Origin of the sequence: Streptomyces sp. LBL, assembly GCF_029893585.1 — a bacterium.
Classification (GTDB): Bacteria; Actinomycetota; Actinomycetes; order Streptomycetales; family Streptomycetaceae; genus Streptomyces.
The window spans coordinates 1-26,965 of record NZ_JARXYX010000053.1; the positions used below are offsets into that span (position 1 = coordinate 1).

At 71.4% G+C, this 26,965-nt stretch carries 22 protein-coding genes and 2 pseudogenes; 18 read left to right on the top strand and 6 right to left on the bottom strand.

Annotated features, from left to right (window positions below; all coding sequences use genetic code 11):
* Positions 1 to 91 precede the first annotated feature (91 nt).
* Entirely contained in the window at positions 92 to 676 is a 585-nt protein-coding gene (locus tag M2271_RS39985) for a pyridoxamine 5'-phosphate oxidase family protein (protein ID WP_280892387.1), read from the bottom strand.
* 147 nt (positions 677 to 823) lie between these two features.
* Positions 824 to 1,795: a hypothetical protein gene (locus tag M2271_RS39990; protein ID WP_280892388.1), complete on the bottom strand. Its 972-nt coding sequence runs from the start codon at positions 1,793 to 1,795 to the stop codon at positions 824 to 826.
* A 437-nt stretch (positions 1,796 to 2,232) separates the two neighbouring features.
* Between M2271_RS39990 and M2271_RS39995 the strand changes: the two are divergent.
* The 5 genes and pseudogenes from M2271_RS39995 to M2271_RS40015 all read left to right on the top strand — a co-directional run.
* Positions 2,233 to 2,388, top strand: a pseudogene (locus tag M2271_RS39995) (argininosuccinate synthase); the annotation flags it as partial.
* 131 nt (positions 2,389 to 2,519) lie between these two features.
* Positions 2,520 to 3,953: an argininosuccinate lyase gene (gene argH, locus M2271_RS40000; RefSeq protein WP_280892389.1), complete on the top strand. Its 1,434-nt coding sequence runs from the start codon at positions 2,520 to 2,522 to the stop codon at positions 3,951 to 3,953.
* A 102-nt stretch (positions 3,954 to 4,055) separates the two neighbouring features.
* Positions 4,056 to 5,027, top strand: coding sequence for an aldo/keto reductase (locus tag M2271_RS40005; protein WP_280892390.1), 972 nt, complete (start codon positions 4,056 to 4,058; stop codon positions 5,025 to 5,027).
* Positions 5,028 to 5,182: 155 nt separating this feature from the next.
* The gene (locus M2271_RS40010) at positions 5,183 to 5,749 is read left to right on the top strand and encodes a helix-turn-helix domain-containing protein (RefSeq protein ID WP_280892391.1); all 567 of its coding nucleotides are present in this window, start codon (positions 5,183 to 5,185) and stop codon (positions 5,747 to 5,749) included.
* A complete protein-coding gene (locus tag M2271_RS40015) occupies positions 5,746 to 7,269 on the top strand; it encodes an MFS transporter (protein ID WP_280892392.1) in 1,524 nt (507 codons plus the stop codon). The genes M2271_RS40010 and M2271_RS40015 overlap by 4 nt, the downstream gene beginning before the upstream one ends.
* Positions 7,270 to 7,469: 200 nt before the next feature.
* Here M2271_RS40015 and M2271_RS40020 read toward each other — a convergent pair whose 3' ends face one another.
* The gene (locus M2271_RS40020) at positions 7,470 to 8,204 is read right to left on the bottom strand and encodes a lysophospholipid acyltransferase family protein (protein ID WP_348539231.1); all 735 of its coding nucleotides are present in this window, start codon (positions 8,202 to 8,204) and stop codon (positions 7,470 to 7,472) included.
* A 306-nt stretch (positions 8,205 to 8,510) separates the two neighbouring features.
* Between M2271_RS40020 and M2271_RS40025 the strand changes: the two genes are divergently transcribed.
* From M2271_RS40025 to M2271_RS40035, 3 genes are all read left to right on the top strand, one after another.
* Positions 8,511 to 9,686, top strand: a complete 1,176-nt coding sequence (locus tag M2271_RS40025; RefSeq protein WP_280892394.1) for a glycerophosphodiester phosphodiesterase — start codon at positions 8,511 to 8,513, stop codon at positions 9,684 to 9,686.
* Between the two features lie 74 nt (positions 9,687 to 9,760).
* Complete coding sequence (locus M2271_RS40030; protein WP_280892395.1) at positions 9,761 to 10,315, top strand: sigma-70 family RNA polymerase sigma factor; 555 nt, start codon at positions 9,761 to 9,763, stop codon at positions 10,313 to 10,315.
* A 45-nt stretch (positions 10,316 to 10,360) separates the two neighbouring features.
* On the top strand, positions 10,361 to 10,858 hold the full coding sequence (locus M2271_RS40035) for a GNAT family N-acetyltransferase (RefSeq protein WP_280892396.1): 498 nt from the start codon (positions 10,361 to 10,363) through the stop codon (positions 10,856 to 10,858).
* 72 nt (positions 10,859 to 10,930) lie between these two features.
* Here the strand turns inward: M2271_RS40035 and M2271_RS40040 are convergent, their stop codons facing one another.
* Complete coding sequence (locus M2271_RS40040; protein ID WP_280892397.1) at positions 10,931 to 11,380, bottom strand: hypothetical protein; 450 nt, start codon at positions 11,378 to 11,380, stop codon at positions 10,931 to 10,933.
* Positions 11,361 to 11,720, bottom strand: coding sequence for a hypothetical protein (locus M2271_RS40045; RefSeq protein ID WP_280892398.1), 360 nt, complete (start codon positions 11,718 to 11,720; stop codon positions 11,361 to 11,363). Before M2271_RS40045 ends, M2271_RS40040 begins: the two co-directional genes overlap by 20 nt.
* Before the next feature lie 69 nt (positions 11,721 to 11,789).
* On the opposite strand from M2271_RS40045, the gene M2271_RS40050 reads away from it, so the two are divergent.
* The 9 genes from M2271_RS40050 to M2271_RS40090 all read left to right on the top strand — a co-directional run bounded on the left by M2271_RS40050 (position 11,790) and on the right by M2271_RS40090 (position 24,877).
* The gene (locus tag M2271_RS40050) at positions 11,790 to 12,440 is read left to right on the top strand and encodes an HAD family hydrolase (RefSeq protein ID WP_280892399.1); all 651 of its coding nucleotides are present in this window, start codon (positions 11,790 to 11,792) and stop codon (positions 12,438 to 12,440) included.
* A gap of 376 nt (positions 12,441 to 12,816) precedes the next feature.
* A complete protein-coding gene (locus M2271_RS40055) occupies positions 12,817 to 13,923 on the top strand; it encodes an ATP-binding cassette domain-containing protein (protein ID WP_280892400.1) in 1,107 nt (368 codons plus the stop codon).
* Complete coding sequence (locus M2271_RS40060) at positions 13,920 to 14,657, top strand: methionine ABC transporter permease (protein ID WP_280892401.1); 738 nt, start codon at positions 13,920 to 13,922, stop codon at positions 14,655 to 14,657. Before M2271_RS40055 ends, M2271_RS40060 begins: the two co-directional genes overlap by 4 nt.
* A 111-nt stretch (positions 14,658 to 14,768) precedes the next feature.
* The gene (locus tag M2271_RS40065; RefSeq protein WP_280892402.1) at positions 14,769 to 15,596 is read left to right on the top strand and encodes a MetQ/NlpA family ABC transporter substrate-binding protein; all 828 of its coding nucleotides are present in this window, start codon (positions 14,769 to 14,771) and stop codon (positions 15,594 to 15,596) included.
* A gap of 169 nt (positions 15,597 to 15,765) precedes the next feature.
* A complete protein-coding gene (locus tag M2271_RS40070; RefSeq protein WP_280892403.1) occupies positions 15,766 to 16,404 on the top strand; it encodes a GNAT family N-acetyltransferase in 639 nt (212 codons plus the stop codon).
* 106 nt (positions 16,405 to 16,510) lie between these two features.
* On the top strand, positions 16,511 to 17,728 hold the full coding sequence (gene cbiE / locus M2271_RS40075) for a precorrin-6y C5,15-methyltransferase (decarboxylating) subunit CbiE (protein WP_280892404.1): 1,218 nt from the start codon (positions 16,511 to 16,513) through the stop codon (positions 17,726 to 17,728).
* A 379-nt stretch (positions 17,729 to 18,107) separates the two neighbouring features.
* Complete coding sequence (cobT, locus tag M2271_RS40080) at positions 18,108 to 22,571, top strand: nicotinate-nucleotide--dimethylbenzimidazole phosphoribosyltransferase (protein ID WP_280892405.1); 4,464 nt, start codon at positions 18,108 to 18,110, stop codon at positions 22,569 to 22,571.
* Positions 22,572 to 22,712: 141 nt separating this feature from the next.
* A complete protein-coding gene (gene cobA / locus M2271_RS40085) occupies positions 22,713 to 23,945 on the top strand; it encodes a uroporphyrinogen-III C-methyltransferase (RefSeq protein WP_280892406.1) in 1,233 nt (410 codons plus the stop codon).
* Between the two features lie 113 nt (positions 23,946 to 24,058).
* Positions 24,059 to 24,877 (top strand): RNA methyltransferase, encoded by an 819-nt coding sequence (locus M2271_RS40090; RefSeq protein WP_280892407.1) that lies wholly within the window; start codon positions 24,059 to 24,061, stop codon positions 24,875 to 24,877.
* A 124-nt stretch (positions 24,878 to 25,001) separates the two neighbouring features.
* Here the strand turns inward: M2271_RS40090 and M2271_RS40095 are convergent, their stop codons facing one another.
* Positions 25,002 to 26,438: a serine/threonine-protein kinase gene (locus M2271_RS40095; protein WP_280892422.1), complete on the bottom strand. Its 1,437-nt coding sequence runs from the start codon at positions 26,436 to 26,438 to the stop codon at positions 25,002 to 25,004.
* 195 nt (positions 26,439 to 26,633) lie between these two features.
* On the opposite strand from M2271_RS40095, the pseudogene M2271_RS40100 reads away from it, so the two are divergent.
* A pseudogene (locus M2271_RS40100) lies at positions 26,634 to 26,951 on the top strand (hypothetical protein); the annotation flags it as partial.
* Between the last annotated feature and the right edge of the window lie 14 nt (positions 26,952 to 26,965).

Genomic DNA, 26,965 nt, shown 5'->3' on the forward strand with positions numbered 1-26,965 from the left:
CCACGGATTCCCGACCGAACCCCGTGCCGCGTAGCGGCACAGCAACAAGTCGAGAAGGCCAGAATCCTCGGGCTTCAGCCCGAGGTGCAAGTCAAGAAAGGGGATGCAGCGGGAGGGGAAGTCCGGGCAGTCCGTCCATACTTGTGGCGATGTGCTCCTTCTTGGCGAAGTACTCGCTCAGCGACGCGTCGTCCTCGCGCGCGAATCGTTGGCCGTGCAGCTCGCGGTCCCCGTCGTGCGACATGTAGGGCACCGCGAACCCGCAGGAGTCACGGATGAGTTCGGCCCGTACGACGATGACGGCACGCAGCCCGTGTGCGGTCGGGTCGATGTCCGGGAACCGGGCCAGCAGCCCGGGAAAGCGCGGGTCGTCGCGGAAGACCGGCTCGCCGCGGCCGTGCACCCGCACGATGTTCGGTGGGCCCTGGAAGGCGCACCACATCAGGGTGATCCGGCCGTTCTCGCGCAGGTGGGCGATGGTCTCCGCGGTGGAGCCGGCGAAGTCGAGGTAGGCCACGGTGAGTTCGTCGAGAATCGCGAACGAGCCCTTGAGGCCCTTGGGGGAGAGGTTGACCGTGCCGTCGCCGGACAGGGGGGCGGATGCGGTGAAGAAGAGGGGCTGCGCCTCGATGAACGTGCGCAGCCGGCCGTCTATGCGCTCATAAGTCTTTCCCATGTCTAAAGATTATGGGTGCAGACCTTTCGCCTGTCTAAGGAATTCCGTCGTCCGTTTAGTGAGGGTGATCTGGATGGACGATGGGCGATGGACGGGCGTGGCCGCCCCGGTTCGCGTTCACGCGGGGCGGCCACGGTGCCCGTCATGTCACTTGTTGACCGTGCAGGCGGCCAGGGAGTCCAGGCCCTGCGGCTTCTCGGCCGTGCGGCCGATGGAGGTGGCGATGCGGTCGATGGTCGACTTCCGCTTGTCCGCCAGCGGGCCGAGGATCGCGTTCTGGACGAAGTTCGCTCCGCCCTGGCCGACCGTGTCCACGAGCCGCTGATCGGCTTCCTGGATCTGGGTGTTGAGAAGGGCCAGGTTGCGGTCGACCTCGGCCTGGGCGGAGGCCGGGATCGCGGGCAACTGCGAGGCGACGTCGGGGCAGTTGACGGCGCCCGCCGCACCGGCCTCCGCACCGCCACCGGCTTCCGCTCCAGCTCCGGCTTCCGCTCCGGCGCCAGCCTCTGCTCCGGCGCCAGCCTCTGCTCCGGCTTCTGCTCCAGCTCCGGCTTCCGCTCCCGCGCCAGCCTCTGCTCCGGCTCCGGCTCCGGCTCCGGCTCCAGCTTCCGCTCCGGCACCGGCCTCAGCAGCGCCACCGGCCGCATCGCCTGCCCCGGCGGCGCCGCCGGCGTTGAGGGTGCACGGTGCGAGCGCGTCCAGGCCCTGCGGCTTCTCGGCCGTGCGGCCGATCGCGGTGGCGATGCGGTTGACGGTCGAGATCCGCTTGTCCTCCAGCGGGCCGAGGATGGCGTTCTGGACGAAGTTGGCCCCGCCCTGGCCGACCGTGTCCACGAGCCGCTTGTTGGCCTCGTCGAGCTGGGTCTGCAGCAGGGTCAGGTTGCGGTCCACCTCGGCCTGGGCGGACGCCGGGACGGCAGGCAACTGGGAGGCGACGTCCGGGCACGTGATGGTGCCGGTGTCGGCCAGCGTCTTGGCGTTCGTGCTGCCGCTCTGCGCGGAACCGGGCGTTCCGGCGAGGGCGGAGCCGGCGATCACCGCGCCGGACAGCACCACCGCGGCAGCGCCGCCGATCAACGCGACGCGACGCTTGTTGTACTTCGGAAGAGCCCTGGACATGCGGATGCCTCACTCGGGGTTGGGGGGTCTCTCGTTGACTGACGCGGCGCCTGCGTTCGGCGAGAGGTACGGGTAAGCGGTTTCCGGTGTTCAAAGGCCCAGCAAATTCCTTGCCGACGTCCTTGCCGATGTCCTTGCCGATGTCCTGCCGACGTCCTGTCGGCGCCCCGCCGGCCGACGGGCCTCCCCTGCCGCCCCTCGCCCCGGCACCCGCCCCCGGCGGGGCGCAGTCCCGAGCGGGTCGGATTGACGAATCATGCAGAGGTCTGCATACTCATGCATGTCATCGCATGCACTGTGAGGAGAAACCCGTGGCCGAGCGCGTCGTACTCGCCTGCTCAGCCGGTCTGGACACCTCCGTCGCCATCGGCTGGATCGCCGAGGAGGCGGGCGCCGAGGACCTGGACGTCATCCGTAAGCGCGCCCTCGCGTGCGGCGCGGTCGTCGCCGGCCGGCGCTCCGAGTCGTCGCTGTACGACTTCGACCTGGCCACCTACGACACCGGCGACACGTTCGACCAGGCCGCGGCCAAGGGCTTCATCGACATCTACGGACTGTCGTCGAAGATCGCGGCCAGGCGGGACCTCGCGTAAGCGATAGCGTGAGTGCCGCCTCCTCCTTGACCGCCGGTGTGCAGGGAGGCGGTGGCACATCCAGACGGCAGACGGCACATCCCTGCGGCACATCCAGGTGGCCCGTCGACAACCTCCGAGGAGCAACGCAAGTGAGCAGCAACAGCGGTGACGTACGGCTCTGGGGCGGCCGTTTCGCCGACGGTCCCGCCGAGGCCCTGGCGAAGCTGTCCGCGTCCGTCCATTTCGACTGGCGGCTGGCGCCCTACGACATCGCCGGATCGCGTGCCCACGCGCGCGTGCTGCACAAGGCGGGGCTGCTCACGCAGGACGAGCTTCAGCGCATGCTGGCCGGGCTGGACCAGCTCGCACAGGACGTGGCATCGGGCGACGTCGTCGGCACCGTCGCCGACGAGGACGTCCACACCGCCCTGGAGCGCGGCCTGCTGGAGCGTCTCGGTCCCGACCTCGGCGGCAAGCTCCGCGCCGGCCGCTCCCGCAACGACCAGGTCGCCACCCTCTTCCGTATGTACCTGCGCGACCACGCCCGGATCATCGGCGGTCTGATCGCCGACCTCCAGGACGCGCTGATCGGCCTGGCGGAGGCCCACCCGGCCGTGGCGATGCCCGGCCGCACCCACCTCCAGCACGCCCAGCCGGTGCTCTTCGCCCACCATGTCCTCGCGCACGTGCAGGCCCTGTCACGGGACGCCGAGCGGCTGCGCCAGTGGGACGAGCGGACGGCCGTCTCGCCGTACGGCTCCGGCGCCCTCGCGGGCTCCTCCCTCGGTCTGGACCCGGAGGCGGTCGCCAGGGACCTCGGCTTCGAGCACGGGAGCGTCGGCAACTCCATCGACGGCACGGCCTCCCGCGACTTCGTCGCCGAGTTCGCCTTCATCACCGCGATGATCGGGGTCAACCTCTCCCGGATCTCCGAGGAGATCATCATCTGGAACACGAAGGAGTTCTCCTTCGTGACCCTCCACGACGCCTTCTCCACGGGCTCGTCGATCATGCCGCAGAAGAAGAACCCGGACATCGCGGAGCTGGCGCGCGGCAAGAGCGGCCGTCTCATCGGCAACCTCACCGGGCTCATGGCGACCCTCAAGGCCCTCCCGCTGGCGTACAACCGCGACCTCCAGGAGGACAAGGAGCCGGTCTTTGACTCCTGCGACCAGCTGGAGGTCCTGCTCCCGGCCTTCACCGGCATGATCGCCACCCTCACCGTCAACCGCGAGCGCATGGAGGAGCTGGCCCCGGCCGGTTTCTCGCTCGCCACCGACATCGCCGAGTGGCTGGTCAGGCAGGGCGTGCCCTTCCGGGTCGCGCACGAGGTCGCTGGCGAGTGCGTCAAGGTCGCCGAGGCCGAGGGCAAGGAACTCGACGAGCTGACCGACGAGCAGTTCGCGAAGATCTCCGTCCACCTGACCCCCGAGGTCCGCTCCGTCCTCAACGTCCCGGGCGCCCTCGCCTCCCGCGACGGCCGCGGCGGTACGGCACCCAGCGCGGTCGCCGTCCAGCTCGCCGAGGTGAAGGCGGACGTGGCGGGGCAGCACGAGTGGGCCACCGCGAAGGACAAGAAGTAGAGAAATAGCAGGTCCCGGGTAAGCCCCGGGTCTCGTACGCGAGGGGTCATCGCAGGTTACGTTGGTCATGAGCCGCAAGGAGCAGACCGAACGGAGCCCACGATGCCCTTCGCCCGACTGGCCTCGGCGACCACCCCCACCTGCCACATCGGCCTGGGCCTGGCCGCCGTGGGCCGCCCCGGTTACATCAACCTCGGCCGGGACGAGGACCTCCCCGCCGACCGCAGTGTCGACGCCCTGCGCGCCCGCACCCACGAACTCCTCGACGCCGCCTACGCCCAGGGCGTCCGCTACTTCGACGCGGCCCGCTCCTACGGCCGTTCGGAGGAGTTCCTCGCCGCCTGGCTGACCGCCCGCCCCGACCTCGACGACATCGTCGTCGGCAGCAAGTGGGGCTACACGTACACGGCCGCCTGGAGCACCGACGCCGAGCAGCACGAGGTCAAGAACCACAGCGTGCCGACGTACAAGCGGCAGCGCGCCGAGACCGCCGCCGTGCTCGGCGACCGGCTCGACCTGTACCAGATCCACTCGGTGACCCCGGACAGCCCGGCCCTCACCGACAAGGAACTCCATGCCGAGCTGGCTCAGGCCGCGGCCCAGGGGGTGAGCATCGGCTTCTCCACCAGCGGCCCCGCGCAGGCCGACGCCATCCGCGCCGCGCTCGCGGTCACGGTCGACGGCGAGCCCCTCTTCCGTACCGTCCAGTCCACCTACAACGCGCTGGAGACCTCCGCCGCCCCGGCCCTCGCCGAGGCCCATGACGCCGGTCTCACGGTGATCGTCAAGGAGGGCATGGCCAACGGACGTCTGGCCGGGCCGAACGCGCCGGACGTCGTGAAGGCCGTGGCGGAGGAAACGTCTCTCGGCTGCGATGCCGTGGCCCTCGCCCTGGTCCTGCGCCGGCCCTGGGCCGGTGTCGTGCTCTCCGGCGCCGCCACGACCCGCCAGCTCGCGTCCAACCTGCACGCGGCCGCCGCCGACCTCGACGAGGAGCAGCTGGCACGCCTGGCGACACTCGTGGAGGAGCCGCACGCCTACTGGGAGAAGCGCGGACAGCTGCCCTGGCACTGACGAACCCAGTGGCAGCAGTTCCCCATCGCATCCCATCCCATCCCATCCCGGTTCCATCCCATCTGATCCCCTCCCATCCCTTCGGCGACCTGCAGCGATGAGTCACGCATGCCCGCGGTGAGACAAAAATGTCTCATGTGGGATACCTTTGTCTCATGGCCGTCGATCGTGACCACGTACTCCGCAGCGCCGCCGCCCTGCTGACCCGCAATTCCACCGCGACCATGGACGAGGTCGCCAAGGCCGCCGGGATCAGCCGGGCCACTCTGCACCGCCAGTTCGCCGGGCGCGACGCGCTCGTGCGGGCGCTGGAGGCGCTCGGCATCGCGGAGTGCGAGGCCGCCCTGGGCGCGGCCCGTTTGGAGGACGGGCCCGCGGGTGAGGCCGTACGACGTCTCGTGCGCGAGCTGGAACCCGCCGCCGCGCTCCTCGCCTTCCTCTACACCGAGAACCAGTTGTTCGAGGGCGAGGAACAGAACGCGGGCTGGTCCCGGATCGACGAGCGCGTCGCCGCCCTGTTCCGGCGCGGCCAGGCGGCCGGCGAGTTCCGTATCGATCTGACCCCGGGCTGGCTCACCGAGGCACTGTACGGCCTGCTCGCCTCCGGCGCCTGGGCCGTGGCGGAGGGCCGGGTCGCCCGCAACGACTTCACCCACATGATCGTCGAGCTGCTGCTCGGCGGCGCACTACGACGAGACGAACCCGGAAGAGAGGAATCATGACCAGCACCCTGCGGCCGGCGGACCTGACCGAGGCGGTGAAGCGCCCCGGCCGTTGGCTCGCGCTGTCCGTCCTCGTGCTCGCCGTGCTGCTGGTGGCCGTCGACGCGACCGTCCTCGGTCTCGCGACCCCTTACATCAGCGAGGACCTCAATCCCACCGGCACCCAACTCCTGTGGATCGGCGACGTCTACTCCTTCGTCATCGCCGGTCTGCTCGTCTCCATGGGCAGTCTCGGCGACCGCATCGGCCGCAAGCGGATCCTGCTCGTCGGCGCCACGGCGTTCGGAGCGGTGTCCGTCCTCAACGCCTATGCCACGACACCCGAGTTGATGATCGTCGCCCGGGCCCTGCTCGGTGTCGCCGGTGCGACCCTGATGCCGGCCACGCTCGCCCTCATCCGCAACCTCTTCCATGACCGCCGCGAACGCAGCCTGGCGCTGGGCATCTGGGGCGCGACCGCCTCCGCGGGAATGGCCGTCGGCCCGATCGTCGGCGGCTTCCTGCTGGAACACTTCTGGTGGGGCTCGGTCTTCCTGATCAACCTGCCGGTGATGGCGGTCCTGGTCCTCGTCGGCGTCAAGCTGCTGCCCGAATCGCGGAACCCGCGTCCCGGCCCCTGGGACATGCGCAGTGTCGTCCTGTCACTGGTCGGCGTGATCGCCATCGTGTACGCCGTCAAGGAGGCGGCCACGCACGGCACCACCTGGGATGCCCTCGCCGCGGCCCTGCTCGGCGCGGGTACGCTGTACGGCTTCGTACGCCGCCAACTCACCCTATCCGAGCCCCTGTTGGACATGCGGTTGTTCCGCAATCGCGGCTTCAGCGGTGCGGTCCTGGCCGACCTGCTCACCATCTTCGGACTCTCCGGCCTGGTGTTCTTCCTCTCTCAGTACCTGCAACTCGTCCAGGGCAGGGGGCCGTTGGAGGCAGGCCTGGCCGAACTGCCCGCGGCTGTCGGCGCGGTGGCGGCCGGTCTGGGCGCCGGCACGGTGGCGCGGCGCTTCTCGGTACGGTCCGTGGTCTCCGGCGGTCTCGCCGCCGTCGGCCTCGCCCTGGCCTCGCTCACCGTCATCGGCCAGTCCACGGGCTACCCCTTGCTGGGGGCCGCGCTGCTGGTCGTGGGCGTGGGTGCGGGCTTCTCGTTCACCGTGACGGCCGACGTGATCCTCGGGTCGGTACCCAAGGAGGAGGCGGGCGCGGCGTCCGCGGTGTCGGAGACCGCGTACGAACTGGGCGCGGCCCTCGGAATCGCCGTACTCGGCTCCATCGTGACCGCCGTCTACCGCGACTTCACGGGCCCGGCGGGCACTCCGGCGCAGGCCCATGAGTCGCTGGGCGGGGCGGTGGAGGCGGCGGCGACCCTGCCCGCGCCGACGTCCGAGGCGTTGTTGGACGCGGCGCGCCAGTCCTTCGTCGACGGCCTCACGCTCGCGACCGGCACAGGCGCGGCAGTCCTGCTCGCGGCTGCGATGGCGGCGTGGTTCATGCTGCGAAACCAACACCTCGACGGTCACCCCTAGTGCCGCGGCCTTCCCTCCCGCCACCCGAGGCCGGCCCGGCACGACACACGACCGAAGCCCCGCACCCGGTGAGCGACGCGGCCCCGCTGCGAGGGCCGACGGCAGGCCACCCACCTCAGGGGCGCGGGGAACGGTGCGACCGGCCGAAGTGGACCCGCGGACACACCGCGACCGAAGCAACCCGCCGAACCCGCGGAGCGCTACGCCGCCTTGGCCTTGGTGGCGTACATGTCCACGTACTCCTGCCCCGACAGCCGCATGACCTCGGTCATCACCGAGTCGGTCACCGCCCGCAGGACGTACCGGTCGCGGTCCATCCCCTCGTACCGGGAGAACTCCATGGCCTCACCGAAGCGGACCGTGACCCGGCCGGGGCGCGGCATACCGGAGCCCCCGGGCTGGAGCTTGTCGGTGCCGATGATGGCGAACGGCACGACGGGAGCGCCGGTCATCATGGCCAGCCGGGCGATGCCCGTACGGCCCCGGTAGAGCCGGCCGTCGGGGGAGCGCGTGCCCTCCGGGTAGATACTGAAGACCTTGCCCTCCTCCAGCACCCGGCGACCGGTCATCAGCGCCGCGACACCGCCGCGGCCACCGTCCCGGTCGACCGGGATCATGCCGCAGCCCGTGAAGAACCAGGCCATCAGCCGGCCCTTGATGCCCTTCCCGGTGACGTACTCGTCCTTGCCGATGAAGAAGACCTGTCGGTCGCAGAAGAGCGGCATGATCATCGAGTCGATGAACGTGAGGTGGTTGCCGGCCAGGATCACCGGACCGTCGCCAGGGATGTGCTCAGCGCCCTCCACGTGTGGGCGGAACATCAGGCGCATGATCGGTCCGAGCACTGCCTTGATGAGCGCGAAGCGGGACAACGGGCCCTCCGGTGTAAAGAGAACGGCCAGGGAATCTGTATGAGTCCGTGCAGGTGAGGACATTACTCGCGGTTCAGGGGGGCGCGCACATCGGGCACACCGGATTCACCGAGGTCTTACGCACTGTTGACCCACGTTTACCTGCGGCGGCCCGCCGTTGCCCGGCGGTAACCCGCCCGGAACGATGTGACGCAGGTCGCGTACCCCGGCCGCCCGGTATGAACCGGCATGCAACCGACGGAGCATCAGACATCTGTTCCCATGCGACATCCCGCGTCACCCGCGTGTTCCGCCGCGGGCCTCCCGCCCGCCACGTACACGTACCTACGATCGGCGCGCATTCACAAGCCGACGTCAGAAAGGGCGCTCATGGCAACGCAGGAGTCGCAGCACGAGTCCACCCAGCAGCGGCGCACGGGGCGCCGGGCGCTCCTCGGTGCCGCGGTGTTCGGCGCGGGCGGAGCGGTCCTCGGACTGTCCGGCACCGCGCGGGCGGCGGGCGCGGGACACGGGGGCGACGGTCTGAAGAGCCTGCCCGTGCCCACGATCATCGGCCACCGGGGCGCCAGCGGTTACCGCCCCGAGCACACCTTCGGCTCCTACCAGCTGGCCCTCGACATGGGCGCCGACATCGTCGAGGCCGGCGACCTGGTGCCCACCAGGGACGGCCACCTCGTCTGCCGTCACGAGCCCGAGATCGGCGGCACCACGGACGTCGCGCGCCACCCCGAGTTCGCCGGCCGCAAGACCACCAAGGTCCTCGACGGCGTCTCCACCACCGGCTGGTTCACCGAGGACTTCACGCTCGCCGAGCTGAAGACGCTGCGCGCGATCGAGCGCATCCCGGCCAACCGCCCGCACAACACGCTCTACGACGGCCGTTGGGAGATCCCCACCTTCGAAGAGGTCCTGAAGTGGCAGGACGAGCAGACCCGCAAGCGCGGCAAGCAGGTCTGGATCTACCCGGAGACCAAGCACCCCACCTACTTCCGCAAGCAGGGCCTCGGCCTGGAGGAGCGGGTCGCCAAGCTGCTGCACAAGTACGGCAAGGACAAGCGGAACTCGCCGGTCATCCTCCAGTCGTTCGAACCGACCAGCATCCAGCGCCTGAACAAGCTCGTCGACAACCCGCTGGCGGTGCTCCTGTCCAGCGCGAACAGCCGCCCCTGGGACTTCGTCGAGACCGGCGATCCGCGCACCACCGCCGACCTCGTCACCCGCAAGGGCCTGAGGGAGATCGCCGGCTACGCGCAGGGCATCGGCCCGACCCTGGACCTGGTCGTCCCGAAGGACGCGAACGGCAAGCTCACCGCCCCGACCACCCTGGTGAAGGACGCCCATGCCGTCGGCCTGGTCCTGCACCCGTACACCCTGCGCAACGAGAATCCCTTCCTGCCCGCCGAGTTCCGCAAGGGGACGGACGGGGACGCCTACGGCGACGCCTTCGGCGCCTTCCGGGCCTACTTCGCCACGGGCATCGACGGCGTCTTCACCGACAACCCGGACACCGGTCTGCTGGCTCGCCAGGACTTCGTCAACGGCTGAGTCACCGGCCCCGGTTGGGGTGACATCCAGCGGCCCGGGCAACCCCCGTCCCGGGCCGCCGCGTCGCTCTCGACATGACGCACGACCTGCTCACCGACCTGCGCCCACTGCTCACCGCCGAGGCCTCCGCGGAGGCGCATGCCACCGGAACGGAGCCCGGCGACCTGGAGCAGGCGGTCTGGCTCCGCCTTCTGGAACGCCTCGACGCCCAGGACCCGCCCCTCGACCCGCACGGCTGGCTCCGCCGCGCCGTCCGTACGGAATCCCGCCGCAACCGCCGTACGAACCGACGGGAACGGCCGTACGGAGGTGAACGGGAACGGCCCTACGGCAGCGAACCGGAACAGCCGTACGGCTGCGAACCGGCCGAGGCAGGGGACCGCAGCCCCGAGCAACTCGCCCTGGCCGCCGCCCGCCGCCGTGCCCTGCATGACGCCGTACGCCGACTGCCCGGCCGCTGCCCCCGCCTCATGGAGGCGCTCCTGTCGCCGCGGGACCTCACCTACCGCGAGATCGCGGGAGAGTTGGGTATCTCACAGGGCAGTCTGGGTCCGGAACGTTCCAGATGTCTGGAATGTCTTCGCCGATTGCTCACGCAGGAGGTTGCGGCCCATGAAGCGCGGGGATAGGAGTGAGGAACAACTGGTGATCAGGTGAGCGGGAGGCGTGCGCACATGGGCATGAGCGTGATCATCTCGGGGGCGGCCGAGCAGGACGCGGAACAGATCTTCAGGCTGCAGTACCTCTGCTTCCAGAGTGAGGCGGCGCTGTACGGCAACTACCGCATCGACCCGCTCGTCCAGACCCTGGACTCGGTCCGCCAGGAAGTCGAGGCGGACTGCGTCTTCGTGGCGCGGCTCGGCGACGAGGTGGTCGGCTCGGTCCGTGGCCGCATCACCGAGGACGGCTCGGCAGCCATCGGCAAGCTCTGCGTCCACCCCCGCCTCCAGGGCCACGGCATCGGCGCGCGGTTGCTGCGCGCGGCGGAGTCGGCCCTGGAGGAGGAGCGCGGCGCCAAGAAGTTCCGCCTCTTCACCGGCCGCCGCAGCGAGGGCAACCTGCGCCTGTACCGCCGGGTCGGCTACGAGACGGTCGGCACGTCGAAGGGCGCGGACGGGATGGAGATGACCGTCCTGGAAAAGCCGGCGGGCGCGTACGCGGCGACCGCCTGACCGTGCGCCTTCAGGGACGCGGGGAACCGCGTGCCCAGCCACAGCCGGACCGGATGCTGCCGCCTGGAGAACTCAGGCGGCATCTCCCTGCCGCGCGGCCTTACGCAGCCAGTACATCGCAGACAACGGCAACAGCACCGGGATGAAGACGTACCCCATCCCGAAGTCCGACCACACGGTGGCGTCGGGAAACGCGGACGGCTCGGCCAGCGTCCACGTACCGACGATCAGCACGCCCGCCAGCTCGGCCCCACAGCACACCAGCGCCGCCTTGCGCGCCGTCTCCCCACCCCGCACCAGCGAGTACGTGATGAACCCATAGACGAGCCCCGCCGCCGCGGACAACGCATACGCGAGTGGCGCCCGGTCGAACTCCGTGGAGATCTGCACCACCGAGCGCGACACCGCCCCGACGACCATCACGCCGTAGAGCCACACCAGCAGCATCCCCGGCCCGCTGATCAGCCGTTGCCGCGTCGGTTTCTCCTCCGTCACGGCCACCTCAGCCTCCCCAGATGTCATAAAGACGTACCTCAAGGACCGCCAGCACCACACCGCCGGCGGCCACCGTCGCCGAGCCCCACCGGGTCCGCTCCGCCAGCGACATGAAACCTACCGCCGGTACGCAGGCGACGGCGCCCAGCAGATACGCCACGAAGATCGTCGTGCCCTGGTCCGGCTTCTCGCCCCGCGCCAGCTGCACGATCCCGATCACCAACTGCACCAGGGCCAGCACCGACACCACGGCCATCCCGATGAAGTGCCAGTCCTTCGTCGGCTGATCACGGTATGCGGCCCAGCCGCACCACGCGGCGAGCAGAAGTGCGGCGACGCCGGTCACGAGCGTCAGGACGGCAAGCATGCCGCGACCCTATTACGGGCCAAAAGGCCCGGCGCGGCCGACCCCGGGGTGCGTCGTAGGGTCGAGGGCATGAAGATCCACGCACAAGCCCTCCTGTTCGACAACGACGGCACCCTCGTCTCGTCCCTCGCCTCCGTGGACCGCTGCTGGACGCAGTGGGCCGTGGAGTACGGGATCACCGTCGAGGACTTCGCCCGCGTCGCACTGCACGGGCGGCCGGCCGCCGAGATAGCCGCCGACCTGCTGCCCGCCGGCCTCGTCCCGGAGGCCGTCGCGCGGATCGAGAAGCTGGAGGTGGAGGACGTACCGAACGACGGTGTACACCTGCTGCCCGGCACCAAGGCATTCCTGGACACGCTGCCCGCCGAGCGCTGGGCCGTCGTCACCTCCGCCACCCGGCGCCTCGCCGAGGCCCGCCTCGACGCCGTCGGCATCCTGCCCAAGACGCTGATCACCGCCGATGACATCACCCGCGGCAAGCCCGACCCCGAGCCGTACCTGCTCGCCGCCCGCGAACTGGGTGTCGACCCCGCCCGCTGCGTGGTCTTCGAGGACGCCCCGGCCGGGCTGCAGGCGGGACGCGCGGCCGGTATGACCACCGTGGCGTTGACCACAACCCACCAGGCCCACGAGCTCACCGCCGACCTGGTGGTGAAGGACCTGTCGGCGTTGTCCGCGCTCGTCACCGACAGGGGAGTGGAGATCTCCCTCCGCGCCTGACGGGTGTCCGCCGCCGTCCAGCATGCGGACAGCGGTGTGCTGTCAGGACCGTAGGTCTGTTTTACTGATCGCATGACCATGACGAGCAGCCGCACCCTTGCGACCGAGGCGACCCTGACGCCCGGTGCTCGTTGTATGTGTCGAATGTGCGCCTTCTAGAGGGCCCCGCACCCTCGTGAGCCATGGGGGTGCCCCCGCTCGAGCGAAAGCCGAGAGTGGGGGAGCCCCGAAGCGAGCCGCCGTGGCCTGTCCGTGCGCCGCATCCCGTACGTGAGGGACGCCTCCCCACTGCCTGACCGGCGCGAGACGCCCATCGCGCACATGTTCTACTCCGGCTCCCCTGCCCCGCACGAGAACCGTGCCGCGTTCCGACCGAATGCACCCGCCAGGGCACACCCACGCCCTGCACACGACAGTGACGGAAACCCACGTGATCACCACATCGGGCCTCACCAAGGTCTACCGATCCCGCGACCGAGAGGTCACCGCCCTCGACGGCGTCGATCTCCACGTCCGCGAAGGCGAGGTGTACGGCGTCATCGGCCAGTCCGGCGCCGGCAAGTCCTCGCTCATCCGCTGCGTCAACCTGCTGGAACGCCCCACCGCCGGCACGGTGACCGTCGCCGGGCAGGACCTCACCGCCCTGGCCGGGCGCGGAGCCCGGGCCGGCCGCGAGCTGCGCCGGGCGCGCAACCGTATCGGCATGGTCTTCCAGCACTTCAACCTGCTGTCCTCCCGGACCGTGCAGGACAACGTCGAGCTGCCGCTGGAGATCCTCGGCATGTCGGGGAAGGAGCGTGCGCGCAAGGCGCTCGAACTCCTCGACCTCGTCGGTCTCGCCGACCAGGCCAAGGCCTACCCGGCCCAGCTCTCCGGCGGCCAGAAGCAGCGCGTCGGCATCGCCCGCGCCCTGGCCGGCGACCCGAAGGTGCTGCTCTCCGACGAGGCGACCAGCGCCCTCGACCCCGAGACCACCCGCTCGATCCTCCAACTGCTGCGCGACCTGAACCAGCAGCTCGGCCTGACGGTCCTGCTCATCACCCACGAGATGGACGTCGTGAAGTCGATCTGCGACTCGGCCGCCCTCATGGAGAACGGCCGCATCGTCGAGTCCGGCACGGTCAGCGAGCTGCTCGCGACCCCGGGCTCCGAACTGGCCTCCGCGCTCTTCCCGGTGGGTGGCGAGGCATCCGGCGCCGACCGCACCGTCGTCGATGTCACCTTCCAGGGCGAGGCCGCGACCCGGCCGGTCGTCTCCCAACTCTCTCGCACCTACAACATCGACATATCGATCCTAGGCGCCGCCATCGACACCGTCGGGGGCCTCCAGGTCGGCCGGATGCGCATCGAACTGCCCGGCCGCTACGAGGACAACGTGGTGCCGATCGGCTTCCTGCGCGAACAGGGACTGCAGATCGACGTCGTGGGCCAAGAGGGCGAAGAGGGCGACGCGCCCCTGCTGCTGAAGGACGGTGCCAAGTGACCTGGTCCGAGATGCAGCCCCTGCTGGAGCAGGCGTGTTGGGACACCCTCTACATGGTCGGCTGGTCCACGTTGATCGCCGTCGTCGGCGGCCTCCCGCTCGGCGTCCTCCTCGTCCTCACCGACCGGGGCGGACTGGTCCAGAACGTCGTCGCGAACAAGGTCATCGGGCAGGTCGTGAACATCGCCCGCTCGATGCCCTTCATCATCCTGATGGTCGCCCTGATGAACGTCACCCGCTCGATCACCGGGACGACCATCGGCCGCGAGGCCGCGATCGTGCCGCTCGCGATCGGCGCGATCCCCTTCTTCGCCCGCCTGGTCGAGACGGCTGTCCGCGAAGTGGACGGCGGGCTCGTCGAGGCCGTGCAGGCCATGGGCGGCAACACCTGGACGATCGTCCGCAAGGTCCTCGTCCCCGAGTCCCTGCCCTCGCTCATCTCCAGCACCACGACCACGATCGTCGCCCTCATCGGCTACTCCGCGATGGCCGGCACGGTCGGCGCGGGCGGCCTCGGCGACATCGCCATCCGCTACGGCTACCAGCGCTTCGAGACCGACCTGATGTGGATCACCGTGGCGATCCTCGCGGTCGTCATCTCGGCCTTCCAGTTCGCCGGTGACTACGCGGCCCGCTCCCTGCACCGCCGCGGCGGCCGGTCCGGCCCCGCGCCGAGGCTGCGCCTGCTGAAGGCGAAGGATCCGGCGTCCGCGGACATCAGCAAGATCGCGTAAAGCCCCCGGACTGCCTGTCCAAGTCCTCCCCGGACTCCCCGTCCGAGCCCCCCCCAGACTCCCCGTCCACCCACGACGGGGCCGCCGCACCCATCAGGAAAGGCGCTTTTCGTGCGTAACGCCGCAAAGATCACCGCTACCGTCCTCGCCGCCGGAGCCCTCACCCTCGGGCTCACCGCGTGCGGCTCGGACCAGGGCTCCGCCTCCGACACCAGCGGACCGCTGATCGTCGCCGCGAGCCCGACCCCGCACGCCGAGATCCTCGGCTACGTCAGGGACCACCTGGCGAAGAAGGCGGGACTCGACCTGGAGGTCAAGGAGTTCACCGACTACGTCACGCCGAACACGGCGACGGAGGACGGCTCCGTGGGCGCCAACTACTTCCAGAACCAGCCGTACCTCGACGACTTCAACAAGAAGAAGGGCACCCACATCGTGCCCGTCGTCACCGTCCACCTGGAGCCGCTCGGCCTCTACTCCCACAAGGTCAAGAGCGCCGACGACCTGAAGCGCGGTGCCACCGTGGCCGTCCCGAACGACAGCGTGAACGAGGCGCGGGCGCTGAAGCTCCTCGACGCCAACGGGATCATCACGCTCAAGGACGGCGTGGGCAACGACGCGACCCCCTCCGACATCGCGAAGAACCCGAAGAACCTCACGTTCAAGGAACTGGAGGCGGCCCAGACCCCGCGCTCCCTGGACGACGTGGACGCCGCGGTCGTCAACGGCAACTACGCCATCGAGGCCGACCTCAAGCCCGCCAAGGACGCCCTCGTGCTGGAGTCCGCGAAGAACAACCCGTACGGCAACTTCCTCGCCGTCAAGGAGGGCAACGAGGACGACCCGCGGGTGAAGAAGCTCGCCCGGCTCCTCACCTCCGCCGAGGTCAAGAAGTTCATCCAGGACAAGTACGACGGCTCGGTCACCGCGTCCTTCTGATCCCGGCCGCGTCCGGCCGGCTCCGGCCGACGGCGCGTATACGGCGTATCACCACGCACGGGGTCCGTCCCATGACTGGGGGTGGACCCCGTCGTACGGTTCGGTGCTCACATACTGCATGCTGGCAGTTCAGCAGGCTGAAGGCTTCCCGACGGTTACGGAGCGGCGCATGACGAGCACCTTCCCCAACATCTCCATCAGCACGGAGCGGTTGGTGCTGCGTCCCCTTGACGAGGACGACGTGCCCGCGCTGGCCGAGATGATGAACGACGAGCAGGTGGGGGCCTGGACGGACGTCCCCCAGCCGTTCACCGAGGACGCCGCCCGCACCTGGGTCACCCATCACGCGCCCGCGCAACGCGAGGCGGGCCGCGGCCTCGACCTCGCGGTCACCGAGTTCCTCACCCAGCGGCTGGTCGGCATCGTCCAACTCGGCAGGACCAACTGGCACATCCGCTCCACCGAGCTGTCGTACGTCATCGCCCCCTGGGCCCGCGGCGAGGGCTACGCCTCCGAAGCGGCCCTGGCCACCGCCCAATGGCTGCTGGGCGACCAGAAGTTCGAGCGTATCGAGCTGCGCACGGCGGCCGACAACACCGCCTCCCAGCAGGTCGCCCAGAAGATCGGCTGCATCAGCGAGGGCGTCCTGCGCAGCGCCTGTATAGCCCACGTCCGCAGCGAGGACGGCACCTGGACCGACGTCCGTACCGACTTCATCGTGTGGAGCCTCCTCCCGGAGGACCTGGACGGAGCGGGCGAGCGACTGGCCGACTCCCGCGGCTTCACCTCCTTCTCCGACTGGAACTGAACCAGGGGACCACGACCGGCCGACTCCACCAGGTACCCTCACGAAGCCCGCACTCCCGGGCTGCCCCTGACAACCTGCGCAAAACCCCCCTGGAGACTGAGAGACGATGGCCGACCGGGTCACGGTGATCGGCTGGGACGGCTCGCCGCTGACCGCCGCGGCACGCTCCGCCCTGGGCGCCGCCACCCTCGTGGCCGGAGCCGCCCACCACCTGGCGCTCCCCGAGGTGCCGGCCCGCGCCGAACGCATCCGGCTCGGCAGCGTCGCCCTCGTCGCCCGCCGCATCGCCGGCCACCGCGGCACCGCGGTCGTCCTCGCCGACGGCGACCCCGGCTTCTTCGGCGTCGTACGCACCCTGCACGCACCCGAGTTCGGCATCGAGGTCGAAGTCGTCCCCGCCGTCTCCTCCGTCGCCGCCGCCTTCGCCCGGGCCGGGATGCCCTGGGACGACGCACAGGTGGTCGTCGCCCACCGACGCACCCTGCGACGCGCGGTGAACGTGTGCCGCGCCCACACCAAGGTCGCCGTTCTCACCTCACCCGGCGCCGGCCCCGCCGAACTCGGCCTCCTGATGGAGGGCGTCCACCGCACCTTCGTCATCTGCGAGGAACTCGGCACCGACCACGAGCAGGTCACCGTCGTCACCTCCGACAAGGCCGCCGACCACACCTGGCGCGACCCCAACGTCGTCATCGTCATCGGCGGTCCGGCCGGCCCCGCCGGCACCGGAGAGGGCGGCTGGATCGCCGGACGCGACCCGGGCACCGGACCGCGCGGCTGGGCTCTGCCCGCCGAGGCATACGGCGGCGACCTCGGCGAGGGCGAGTCGGAACTGCTTCGCGCGGCCCAACTCGCCCGACTCGGACCACGTGTCGGAGACCTCGTCTGGGACATCGGCTGCGGCAGCGGCGCCTTCGCCGTGGAGGCCGCCCGCGCCGGCGCCGCCGTCATCGCCGTCGACCGGGATCTCCCGGCGTGCGTCCGCACCGAGGCAGCCGCACGCGGCTTCGGGATCCAGCTGCAGATCATCCGCGGCACCGCGCCGCACGTCCTGGAGAACCTGCCCGAACCGGACGTCGTCCGCGTCGGAGGCGGGGGAGCGGCCGTCGTCTCGGCGGTCGCCGACCGCCGTCCACAGCGCATCGTCACGCACGCGGGCACCCGCGACGCCGCCGAACTCGTCGGCCGTGCCCTGACCGAGCACGGCTACCAGGTCGAGTGCGCCCTCGTCCAGTCCGTCGAACTCGACACCCAGGCCTGGACGGAGACCGAGCGAAGCGTCGCGTTCCTGCTCAGCGGCCTGCTCCCGGACCGTCCGGCGTGAACTCCCGTTCCGTCCCGGATCCTGTCCCCGTGATCCTGTTGTCGTACCGCGCGCGGTAGGCTGGCCGATCGTTGTACCGCACTCGGGCACCCGGCGCTTCGTAGGCCAATGTCCGGAAAACGCACCCGTTTTGGGGTGGGTGTGGTATGGCAGAACCGGAGGACGCGCAACGTGGCGCAGTCCACAGCGGGCCGTCGCGGATCAAGCTGTCGCGACGGGGCAACGGCCGCGACAATGCCAGTTAATGGCTTTGTCGTCTTTTGGCGACTGGTCGTTCGTGCCGCTGGGTACGCACGCTCGTTCTTCACTGCGGGGCGGTCGGTGCGCCGTTCCGGGTGAGCCGGCCGTAGAAGCACTAACCGATGGGCGAGGGGTACGCATGACCGACACCGGCCAGGTTCCGGGCGAGGCGCTGCCGGAGAACGCAGGCATGGTGGATCAGCCGGGCGCCCCCGCGCACGGTGCGTACACCTACCTCTCCGAGACCACCGCCGAGGACGAAGACCTGTTGCTGCTGCCGGGCGCCCAGGGCGCATGGGGCAACGAGGTCCCGCCGCCCGTACCGGAACCCGTCGTCGAGGCCGTGCACGAGCCGGGCCCGCACGAGATCTCGGGCCGCGACAGTGGCTCCGTCGACCTCAGCGCCGTCCGCTTCCCCGCCTCCGCATCGGTACCGCCCACCATGCCCACCCCGCCCCGCCGCCCCCTCCACCTCGGCCCGCCCATCCCCGACACCTCCGCGAGCCCGGTCCGCTCGCTGGCCGACCGCGGCGCCGTCGGCGCTCCCGTACGGCAGCCCGGCCCGCCCGCGAGGGACCCCGAATACCTCGACGTTCCGCAACCTCGGGAGATGCCCGCGCAGGCCGCGACGCCGTGGGGCGTGCCGACGGCGGTTCAGGGTGCGGTGCAGGCCGGGGTTCCGGGTGCGGTACAGGCGCCGGTGCACGCGGAGGCCGCGGCTGCCGAAACGGTTGTTCCGGTGGAGCATCAGTCGGTGGAGCATCAGTCGGCCGAGCCGACGGATGCCGCATCGCAGGCCGCGGAAGCGGGAGATGCCGCCCAGGCCGCCGTGGCCCGCCTCACGAGAGAGACGGTCGCCCCCACGGCTCCGCAGGCCGCGGAGGCGGGAGAGACACTGCCGCCCGCGGAGCCCGGTGTGGGGCCGCAGGCACCGCCGCAGTTCACGCAGGCGCGGCTCGCGGTACCGGGCCAGGAGACGGGGCTCGACGCGCAGGCTCCGCTGGGGGGCGAGGCGTCGTTCGGCGACGCGCCCGAGTCGAGTGCCCAGGCGACGCAAGTCTGGGATGCCGGTGAGGCGGTGGAGGCCGCCTACGCTCCGGATGACCTCGGGGAGCCGGCAGCGGGCGCCCATGCCCCGGGTGCTGGGGAGCTCCCCAATGCTGCGCACGCTTCCGATGCCGGGCATCTCGCGGAGGGCGCTCATGCGCCGGAGGCTGCCGGCCAGTTGCCGGAGGGTGCTCACGTGCCGGATGCGGGTCAGTTGCCCGAGGGTGCTCATGTGCCGGATGCCGGCCAGTGGTCGGAAGGTGGCCGGACTTCGGAAGGGGAGCAGGTCCGGGAGGGCGGCCAGGCCACGGAAGCCGAGCAGGCTACGGAAGCCGAGCAGGTTTCGGGAACGGTGCCGGTTTCTGACGGTGACCAGAACCTGGCGGCGGCCGAGCCCGAGGCGGATGCTGCCCCCGCTTCGGACGTCGAGCACAGTGTGGTGTCGGACGTGAGCGACGGTCAGACGTCGCCCGGCGCTGAGGCCGACGCGGACACCGGTGATGTCTCGGCAACGGCCACCGAGCCGGACGCCGCCCAGGACGAGGCAGGTGCGGTGGACCCGGGTGCCGGTGACGGAGCGGCTGATGCCGTGGGCCCGGACACCGGTGCAGGCGCGCATGGCGTCGTCGGTCCGGACGCCGGTGAGATCGCGGAAGGCGGCGTAGACGTCGTCGTGGCACCGGACGCCGGTCAGCCGGCAGAAGGCGCCCCGGCCCAGGGTGCCGGACAAGCCGCCGAGAGCGCGCTCGTCACCGAGCCGGCATCCGCGGTCACCGAGCCGGCATCCGCGGTCACCGAGCCCGCGGTCACCGAGCCCGCACCCGCAGCGGCCAGTGACCCCGTTTCCGCAGCCGACCCCTCCGGTATCGCTCCGGCGTCCGAGTCGGGTGCCCCCGAGTCCGGAACCCCCGGCGACGGCTCAGACGTGAACGCCGTACAGCTCCTCGAAGCGGACGCTACGCAGTCGCCGGTCACCGACTCCGCCGCCCCGGCCACCCACCCCACCCCGGACGCCGGTTCCTCCCCGGCCGCCGAACCGATCCCGGCAGCCACCCCCGCCCCGGACCCCGCAGGCCCCCCGGACCCCGGCCCGGCCCCCGAGGCCCCCGTCGCCACTGACACACCGCCGTTCCCCGCAGCCGTGCTGCCCTCGGCCGCGCCGGACGCCGAGCCCGGCGCCCAGTGCGCGGACGCCACCGCCGCCCTCCTCCCGGAGACCGAAGACGCCGCCGCGGTGATCCCCGGCCCGTTCCCGCAGCAGGCGATGCCCGAATACGCCGTACCGGACCACGGCCAGGCACCCACCACTCCGGACGCCCAGCCGGCCCAGGGCCCGCAGCTCGCCCCGGCCCCGGCCCCGGCCCTGTCCCTCGTCCAGGACACGGAACCCACGCCGAACGCCGACCCGGCCACCACGCCCGCCGTGGACGCGCCCCGGCCCGCGGACACCCCGGAGTACGCCTCCGCAGCACAGCCCGAGGACGCGCTCACGCCCGCCGCTCCCGGCCCGGCCGTCGAGCCTCAACCCGACCAGTCCCTGGGCCAGTTCGTTCCGGTGGCGGGCCCGGTGCCGACCACTGCGCACCTCCTGCCGACACCCCCGCACGCCGTGCCCCTCCCCCCGGAGGGCCAGTCGGCCCCGGAACCCGGCGTCGCGCTCCCGGCCCCCCGGGACGCCGACCCCGAACTCGTGCAGCACGCGGAGGACCTGGACACCCGTGCCGCCGACCAGGAAGACCCGGGAGGCCCGCGAGACGGGCGAGACCCGCAGGACCCGGAAGAAGAGAGCACGGCCGCAGTGGAAGACGTACGGCGGTCCACCGGCCCGGCCGCGCCCGCCTACAACGACGCCGAGCGTGAGGCGGTCCTCAAGGTCATGCGCGAACGCAGAGACATCCGCAACGGATTCCGCAGCGACCCCCTCCCGCACGAGGTGCTGCTCCGTGTCCTGGAGGCGGCCCACACCGCGCCCTCCGTGGGCCACTCGCAGCCGTGGGACTTCGTCGTCATCCGGTCCGCCGACACCCGGGGCGCCATGCACGAACTGGCCACCCGCCAGCGCGACGCGTACGCCAAGTCCCTCCCCAAGGGCCGGGCGAAGCAGTTCAAGGAACTGAAGATCGAGGCGATCCTCGACACCCCGGTGAACATCGTCGTCACCGCCGACCCGACCCGCGGCGGCCGGCACACCCTCGGCCGGCACACCCAGCCGCAGATGGCCCCGTACTCCGCCGCCCTCGCGGTCGAGAACCTCTGGCTCGCCGCCCGGGCCGAGGGCCTCGGCGTCGGCTGGGTCAGCTTCTTCGACGAGCGCGAGATGGTCCGCGCCCTCGGCCTGCCCGAGCACCTCGAAGTGATCGCCTACCTGTGCGTCGGATACGTCGACGAGTTCCCGGACGAGCCCGAGCTGATGCAGGCGGGCTGGTCCAAGCGGCGCCCGCTGTCCTGGGTCGTCCACGAGGAGACGTACGGCCGTCGCGCACTGCCCGGAGAGGAACCCCACGACCTGCTTGCCGAGACCGTCGTCCAGATCCGCCCGCTCGACGCCAAGGCGCTGGGCGAGGCGTGGGAACGCCAGAAGCGCATGACCAAGCCGGCCGGGGCGCTCGGCATGCTGGAGATCATCTCCGCTCAGCTGTCCGGCCTGTCCCGGCAGTGCCCGCCGCCGATCCCGGAGCCCGCGGCCGTCGCGATCTTCGCGGGCGACCACGGTGTGCACGCGCAGGGGGTCACCCCCTGGCCGCAGGAGGTGACGGCGCAGATGGTCGCCAACTTCCTCGGCGGCGGAGCCGTCTGCAACGCCTTCGCCGCCCAGGTGGGCGCCGAGGTGTGCGTCGTCGACGTCGGTGTCGCGAGCGACCTCCCGGCGACCCCCGGCCTGCTGCCCCGCAAGATCCGCGCGGGCACGTCCGACATGACCACCGGCCCCGCCATGACCCGCGAGGAGGCCAAGCAGGCCATCGAGGTCGGCATCGAGACCGCCCGCGACCTGGTGGCGGCCGGCAACAAGGCCCTGCTCACCGGTGAGATGGGCATCGCGAACACCACGGCGTCCGCAGCGCTCATCTCGGTCTTCACCGGCGCTGACCCGGCCGAGGTGACCGGCCGTGGCACCGGCATCAACGACGAGACCCTGGCCCGCAAGACCGAGGTCGTCCGCCGCGCCCTCGACGTCCACCAGCCGGACCCGGCCGACCCCATCGGCGTCCTCGCGGCCGTCGGCGGCTTCGAACACGCCGCGATGGTCGGCCTCCTCCTCGGTGGCGCCTCCCTGCGTACGCCGGTGATCCTGGACGGCGTCAGCGCCGGCGCCGCCGCTCTGGTCGCCCGGGCCATCGCCCCCGAGGTCCTCGCGGCCTGCATCGCAGGCCACCGCAGCGCCGAACCCGGCCACGTCGCCGCCCTCAACAAACTGGGCCTACGCCCCTTGGTCGACCTCGATCTCCGCCTGGGCGAGGGCACCGGCGCCCTCCTGGCCCTGCCCCTGGTCCAGAGCACGGCGAGAGCGATGCACGAGGTGGCGACGTTCGACTCGGCGGGTGTCACTGAGAAGTAGGCCGGTGCCGGGGGTGGCCCGGGCACGCGTTCCCGCGTGCCCCCACCCCGCCGTACGCTGAACCCGCAGTTTGAAATCCGCACGTCAGGGCCGCTCCGGAGCCGCAGCGCCCAGTCACGCCTGTACGAGGAGCCGTACCTCATGGCCGAACATCCCGCCTACCCCGTAGGCCTCCGCCTCACCGGCCGCCGAGTCGTCGTCCTCGGCGGTGGCCAGGTGGCCCAGCGGCGTCTCCCGGCCCTGATCGCGGCAGGTGCGGACGTCCTCCTCGTGTCCCCCGAGGCGACCCCCTCCGTCGAGGCGATGGCGGACGCGGGCGAGATCACCTGGCGCCGGCGCCCCTACGCCGCAGGCGACCTCGCCGACGCCTGGTACGCCCTGATCGCCACCAGCGACCCGGAGGCGAACACCCGGGCCTCCGCCGAGGCGGCGGCACACCGCGTCTGGTGCGTCCGCTCCGACGACGCCGACGCCGCGACGGCCTGGACCCCGGCCACCGGCACCAGCGAGGGCGTCACGGTGGCCGTCCTCACCACCAGCGCGCGCGGCCGCGACCCCCGCCACACCGCCGCCATCCGCGACGCGGTCGTCGAGGGACTGCGCGACGGCACCCTGGTCGCCCCCCACCACCGCACCCGCACCACCGGCGTCGCCCTGGTCGGCGGCGGACCCGGCGACCCGGACCTGATCACGGTCCGCGGCCGCCGCCTCCTCGCCGAGGCGGACGTCGTCATCGCCGACCGCCTCGGCCCGCGCGACCTCCTCGCCGAACTCCCCCCGCACGTCGAGGTGATCGACGCGGCGAAGATCCCGTACGGCCGTTTCATGGCCCAGGAGGCCATCAACAACGCGCTGATCGAACACGCCAAGCAGGGCAAGTCGGTCGTACGGCTGAAGGGCGGCGACCCTTACGTCTTCGGCCGGGGCATGGAGGAACTCCAGGCGCTCGCCGAGGCCGGGATCTCCTGCACCGTCGTCCCCGGCATCTCCAGCTCGATCTCGGTCCCGGGCGCGGCCGGTATCCCGGTCACCCACCGCGGGGTGGCCCACGAGTTCACGGTGGTCAGCGGCCACGTCGCCCCGGACGACGAGCGCTCCCTCGTCGACTGGCCGTCCCTCGCGAAGCTGACCGGCACCCTCGTGATCCTCATGGGCGTCGACAAGATCGGCCGGATCGCCGAGACCCTGATCGCGCACGGCAAGTCCCCGGACACCCCCGTCGCCCTCGTCCAGGAGGGCACGACGGCCGCGCAACGCCGGGTCGACGCCACGCTCGCGACGGTCGCCGAGGTCGTACGGGCCGAGGACGTGAAGCCGCCGGCCGTCATCGTCGTCGGCGAGGTCGTGACGGTGGGCCCGCCGACATTGGCGTGATGACGCGGACATTGGCGTGATCACGCGAATATCCGCGTGATCACGCGTAACCCGGGGTAACACACCCGTTCCCAGCCGTTGGCACCGCTCCCAGGACAAGGCAGTATCACCCTGTGGCCGATCTCATCACCGTCGAGGATCCCGACGACCCGCGTCTGCGCGACTACACGGGCCTGACCGACGTCGAACTGCGTCGCAAGCGCGAGCCGGCCGAGGGCCTGTTCATCGCCGAGGGCGAGAAGGTCATCCGGCGGGCCAAGGACGCCGGGTACGAGATGCGTTCGATGCTGCTGTCCGCGAAGTGGGTCGACGTCATGCGGGACGTCATCGACGAACTCCCTGCCCCGGTGTACGCGGTCAGCCCGGAGCTCGCCGAACAGGTCACCGGCTACCACGTGCACCGGGGCGCGCTCGCCTCCATGCAGCGCAAGCCACTGCCCACGGCGGCCGACCTCCTCCACAGCGCCCGCCGGGTCGTCGTCATGGAGTCGGTCAACGACCACACCAACATCGGCGCGATTTTCCGCTCGGCCGCCGCCCTCGGCATGGACGCGGTCCTGCTCTCCCCGGACTGCGCCGACCCCCTCTACCGCCGCAGCGTCAAGGTCTCGATGGGCGCGGTCTTCTCCGTCCCGTACGCCCGTCTCGACACCTGGCCCAAGGGCCTGGAGTCGGTACGCGAGGCGGGCTTCACGCTGCTCGCCCTCACCCCGGACGCCAAGGCCAGGACCCTCGACGAGGCCGCCCCGCACAAGATGGACCGGGTGGCGCTGATGCTCGGCGCCGAGGGCGACGGCCTGTCCACCCAGGCCCTCGTCGCCGCCGACGAATGGGTCCGCATCCCCATGGCCCACGGCGTCGACTCCCTCAACGTGGGCGCGGCGGCGGCGGTCGCCTTCTACGCGGTGGCCACGGGCCGCCCCGAACTCTGAGGCACGCTCGCAAGGGCGCCCCGGCCGCCGCGGCGCGGCATCGACTCGTACCGCTCGGACCGCAGCCGCACCTTGTTCGGACAGCAGCCGCACCTTGCTCAGCGGCTGACCCGCCGACGGTGATTCAGTGGTTCGCAGCCCGACGGTGAATCAGCGGCTCATTGGCCGATGGCGTGTCCGTCCGCGCCTGCCCCTGCTCCCGTACGACGCCACGGTCGTCGCCGAGTCCCCGTGCCGGCCCCTGACACCCCTGCGCCGCCGCGATGCCGAGAGCCACGAGCAGCGTGACCACGACGAACACGAACAGCCGCTGGCGCAGCAGCCGCGGATTCGCCGGCCGCCGCCCGGTCCCGGTGTTCCTGGACGCCGGACGTCCCGTACCGCTGCGCGGCGCCGGACGGCTCCCGCTGCGGTTCGTGTTCCGCGAGGACGGCGTGGGCCGCGCCCCGGACCGGGAGGACGGCGCCCCGCTGCCGCGCGTGCCGTTGCCGTCGCCCCGGGAGGGGGCCGCACCGCGCGACGGCGTGCCACCCCGTAGCGGCCCGGACCCGCGTGACCCGGCCCCGCCGCGCGGCGGCGGCGTGCTCTGAGTGCCCTGCGCACCTGGTCCGCCGCTCGACGGTCCCTGCGGCCGCCGCTGCGCCGTCCGCTCCGGATAGGTCTCGGCGATCTGCCCGGTGGGCCGGTCCGCCTCTGCGGCGCGCGGCGCGGGCGGACGCAGATCCGCGAGGCCCTGCGCCTCCCGGGCCGCGATCTCCTTCAGCCGCAGCGACAGCTGAAGCGTGCTGGGACGCTCCCCGGGATCCTTCGCGAGGCACGCCCGCACCAGCGGCGCGAGCGCGTCGGGCACCCCGTGCAGCTGCGCCTCCTCGTGCACCACGCGGTACAGCATCACCTCGGAACTGCCGTGCCCGAAGGGCGAGTCACCCATCGAGGCGTACGCCAGGGTGGCCCCGAGCGAGAACACGTCCGTGGCCGGGGTGACCGCGGCGCCGCGCACCTGCTCCGGCGCGAGGAAGCCGGGGGAGCCGACTGCCGTGCCGACGTGGGTGAGCGTCGAGGCCCCGGTCGCCCAGGCGATACCGAAGTCGATGATCCGCGGCCCCTTGGGGGACAGCAGAATGTTGGACGGCTTGAGATCCCGGTGTACGACTCCGGCCTCGTGCACGGCGACGAGTCCCTCGGACAGGGCGGCTCCCACCGCGGCCACGTCGGCTGCGCCCAGCGGCCCCCCGTCGACGACCTTGTCGTGCAGGGAGGGCCCGGGCACGTACTGCGTGGCGAACCACGGCCGGTCGGCATCCAGATCCGCCGCGACGAGCCGGGCCGTGCACCCGCCACGAATCCGCCGCGCCGCCGAGACCTCGCGCGCGAACCGCGAGCGGAACTCCTGGTCCTCCGCCAGGTCCGGCCGGATCACCTTCAGCGCGACCCGCTGCCCCTTGCGGTCGGAGCCGAGATAGACGACGCCCATCCCGCCCGCCCCGAGCCGTCTGTGAAGCTTGAACGAGCCGACGACGCGCGGGTCCTCGCGCCTCAGGCGCATCATCGCCATGTTCATCCCCGCTGCCCGGTCCGTGTGACGTGCCACAGCTTACGTTTCCACGGCCCGCCGCGCGCAGAGGCCGCGCCCTCTCGGCCCGATGGATTGTCAGTACGGGGCAAGAGACTTGAAGAGTGACCAGGGGTCGCGCGGACAGGTCGACTTCGCCTCGCACGCGATCCCAACGACCGGTCGCTGAAGCGGGATTGAACCGTGAAGGGTGATCGCGTGGAAATGGTCGTGGACGCCGGGTACACGACACGCAGGGTACGAGGTGCTGGCGGGCAGGTCGGGCCGCCGGGTGGAGACAGCGGTAGGCCGAGGTGTGGTGGAAGTGAGTGAAGTCACCCGGCGCAGATCCTCCCACGCCGCTGAGGCAGTGAGGAAGGCTCAGGGGAAGGCTCAGTGGTACGTACGGCCCGCTTCATGGCGAAGCGGGTGCCGGCCCTGGTCGTCGAGCAACCGGCCCCGCGGGAAGACAGTTCGGAGAGTTCGGGGCACTCCGGACGCCCCCTCCGGGAAGACCCCGAGACCTGGCGCTTCGT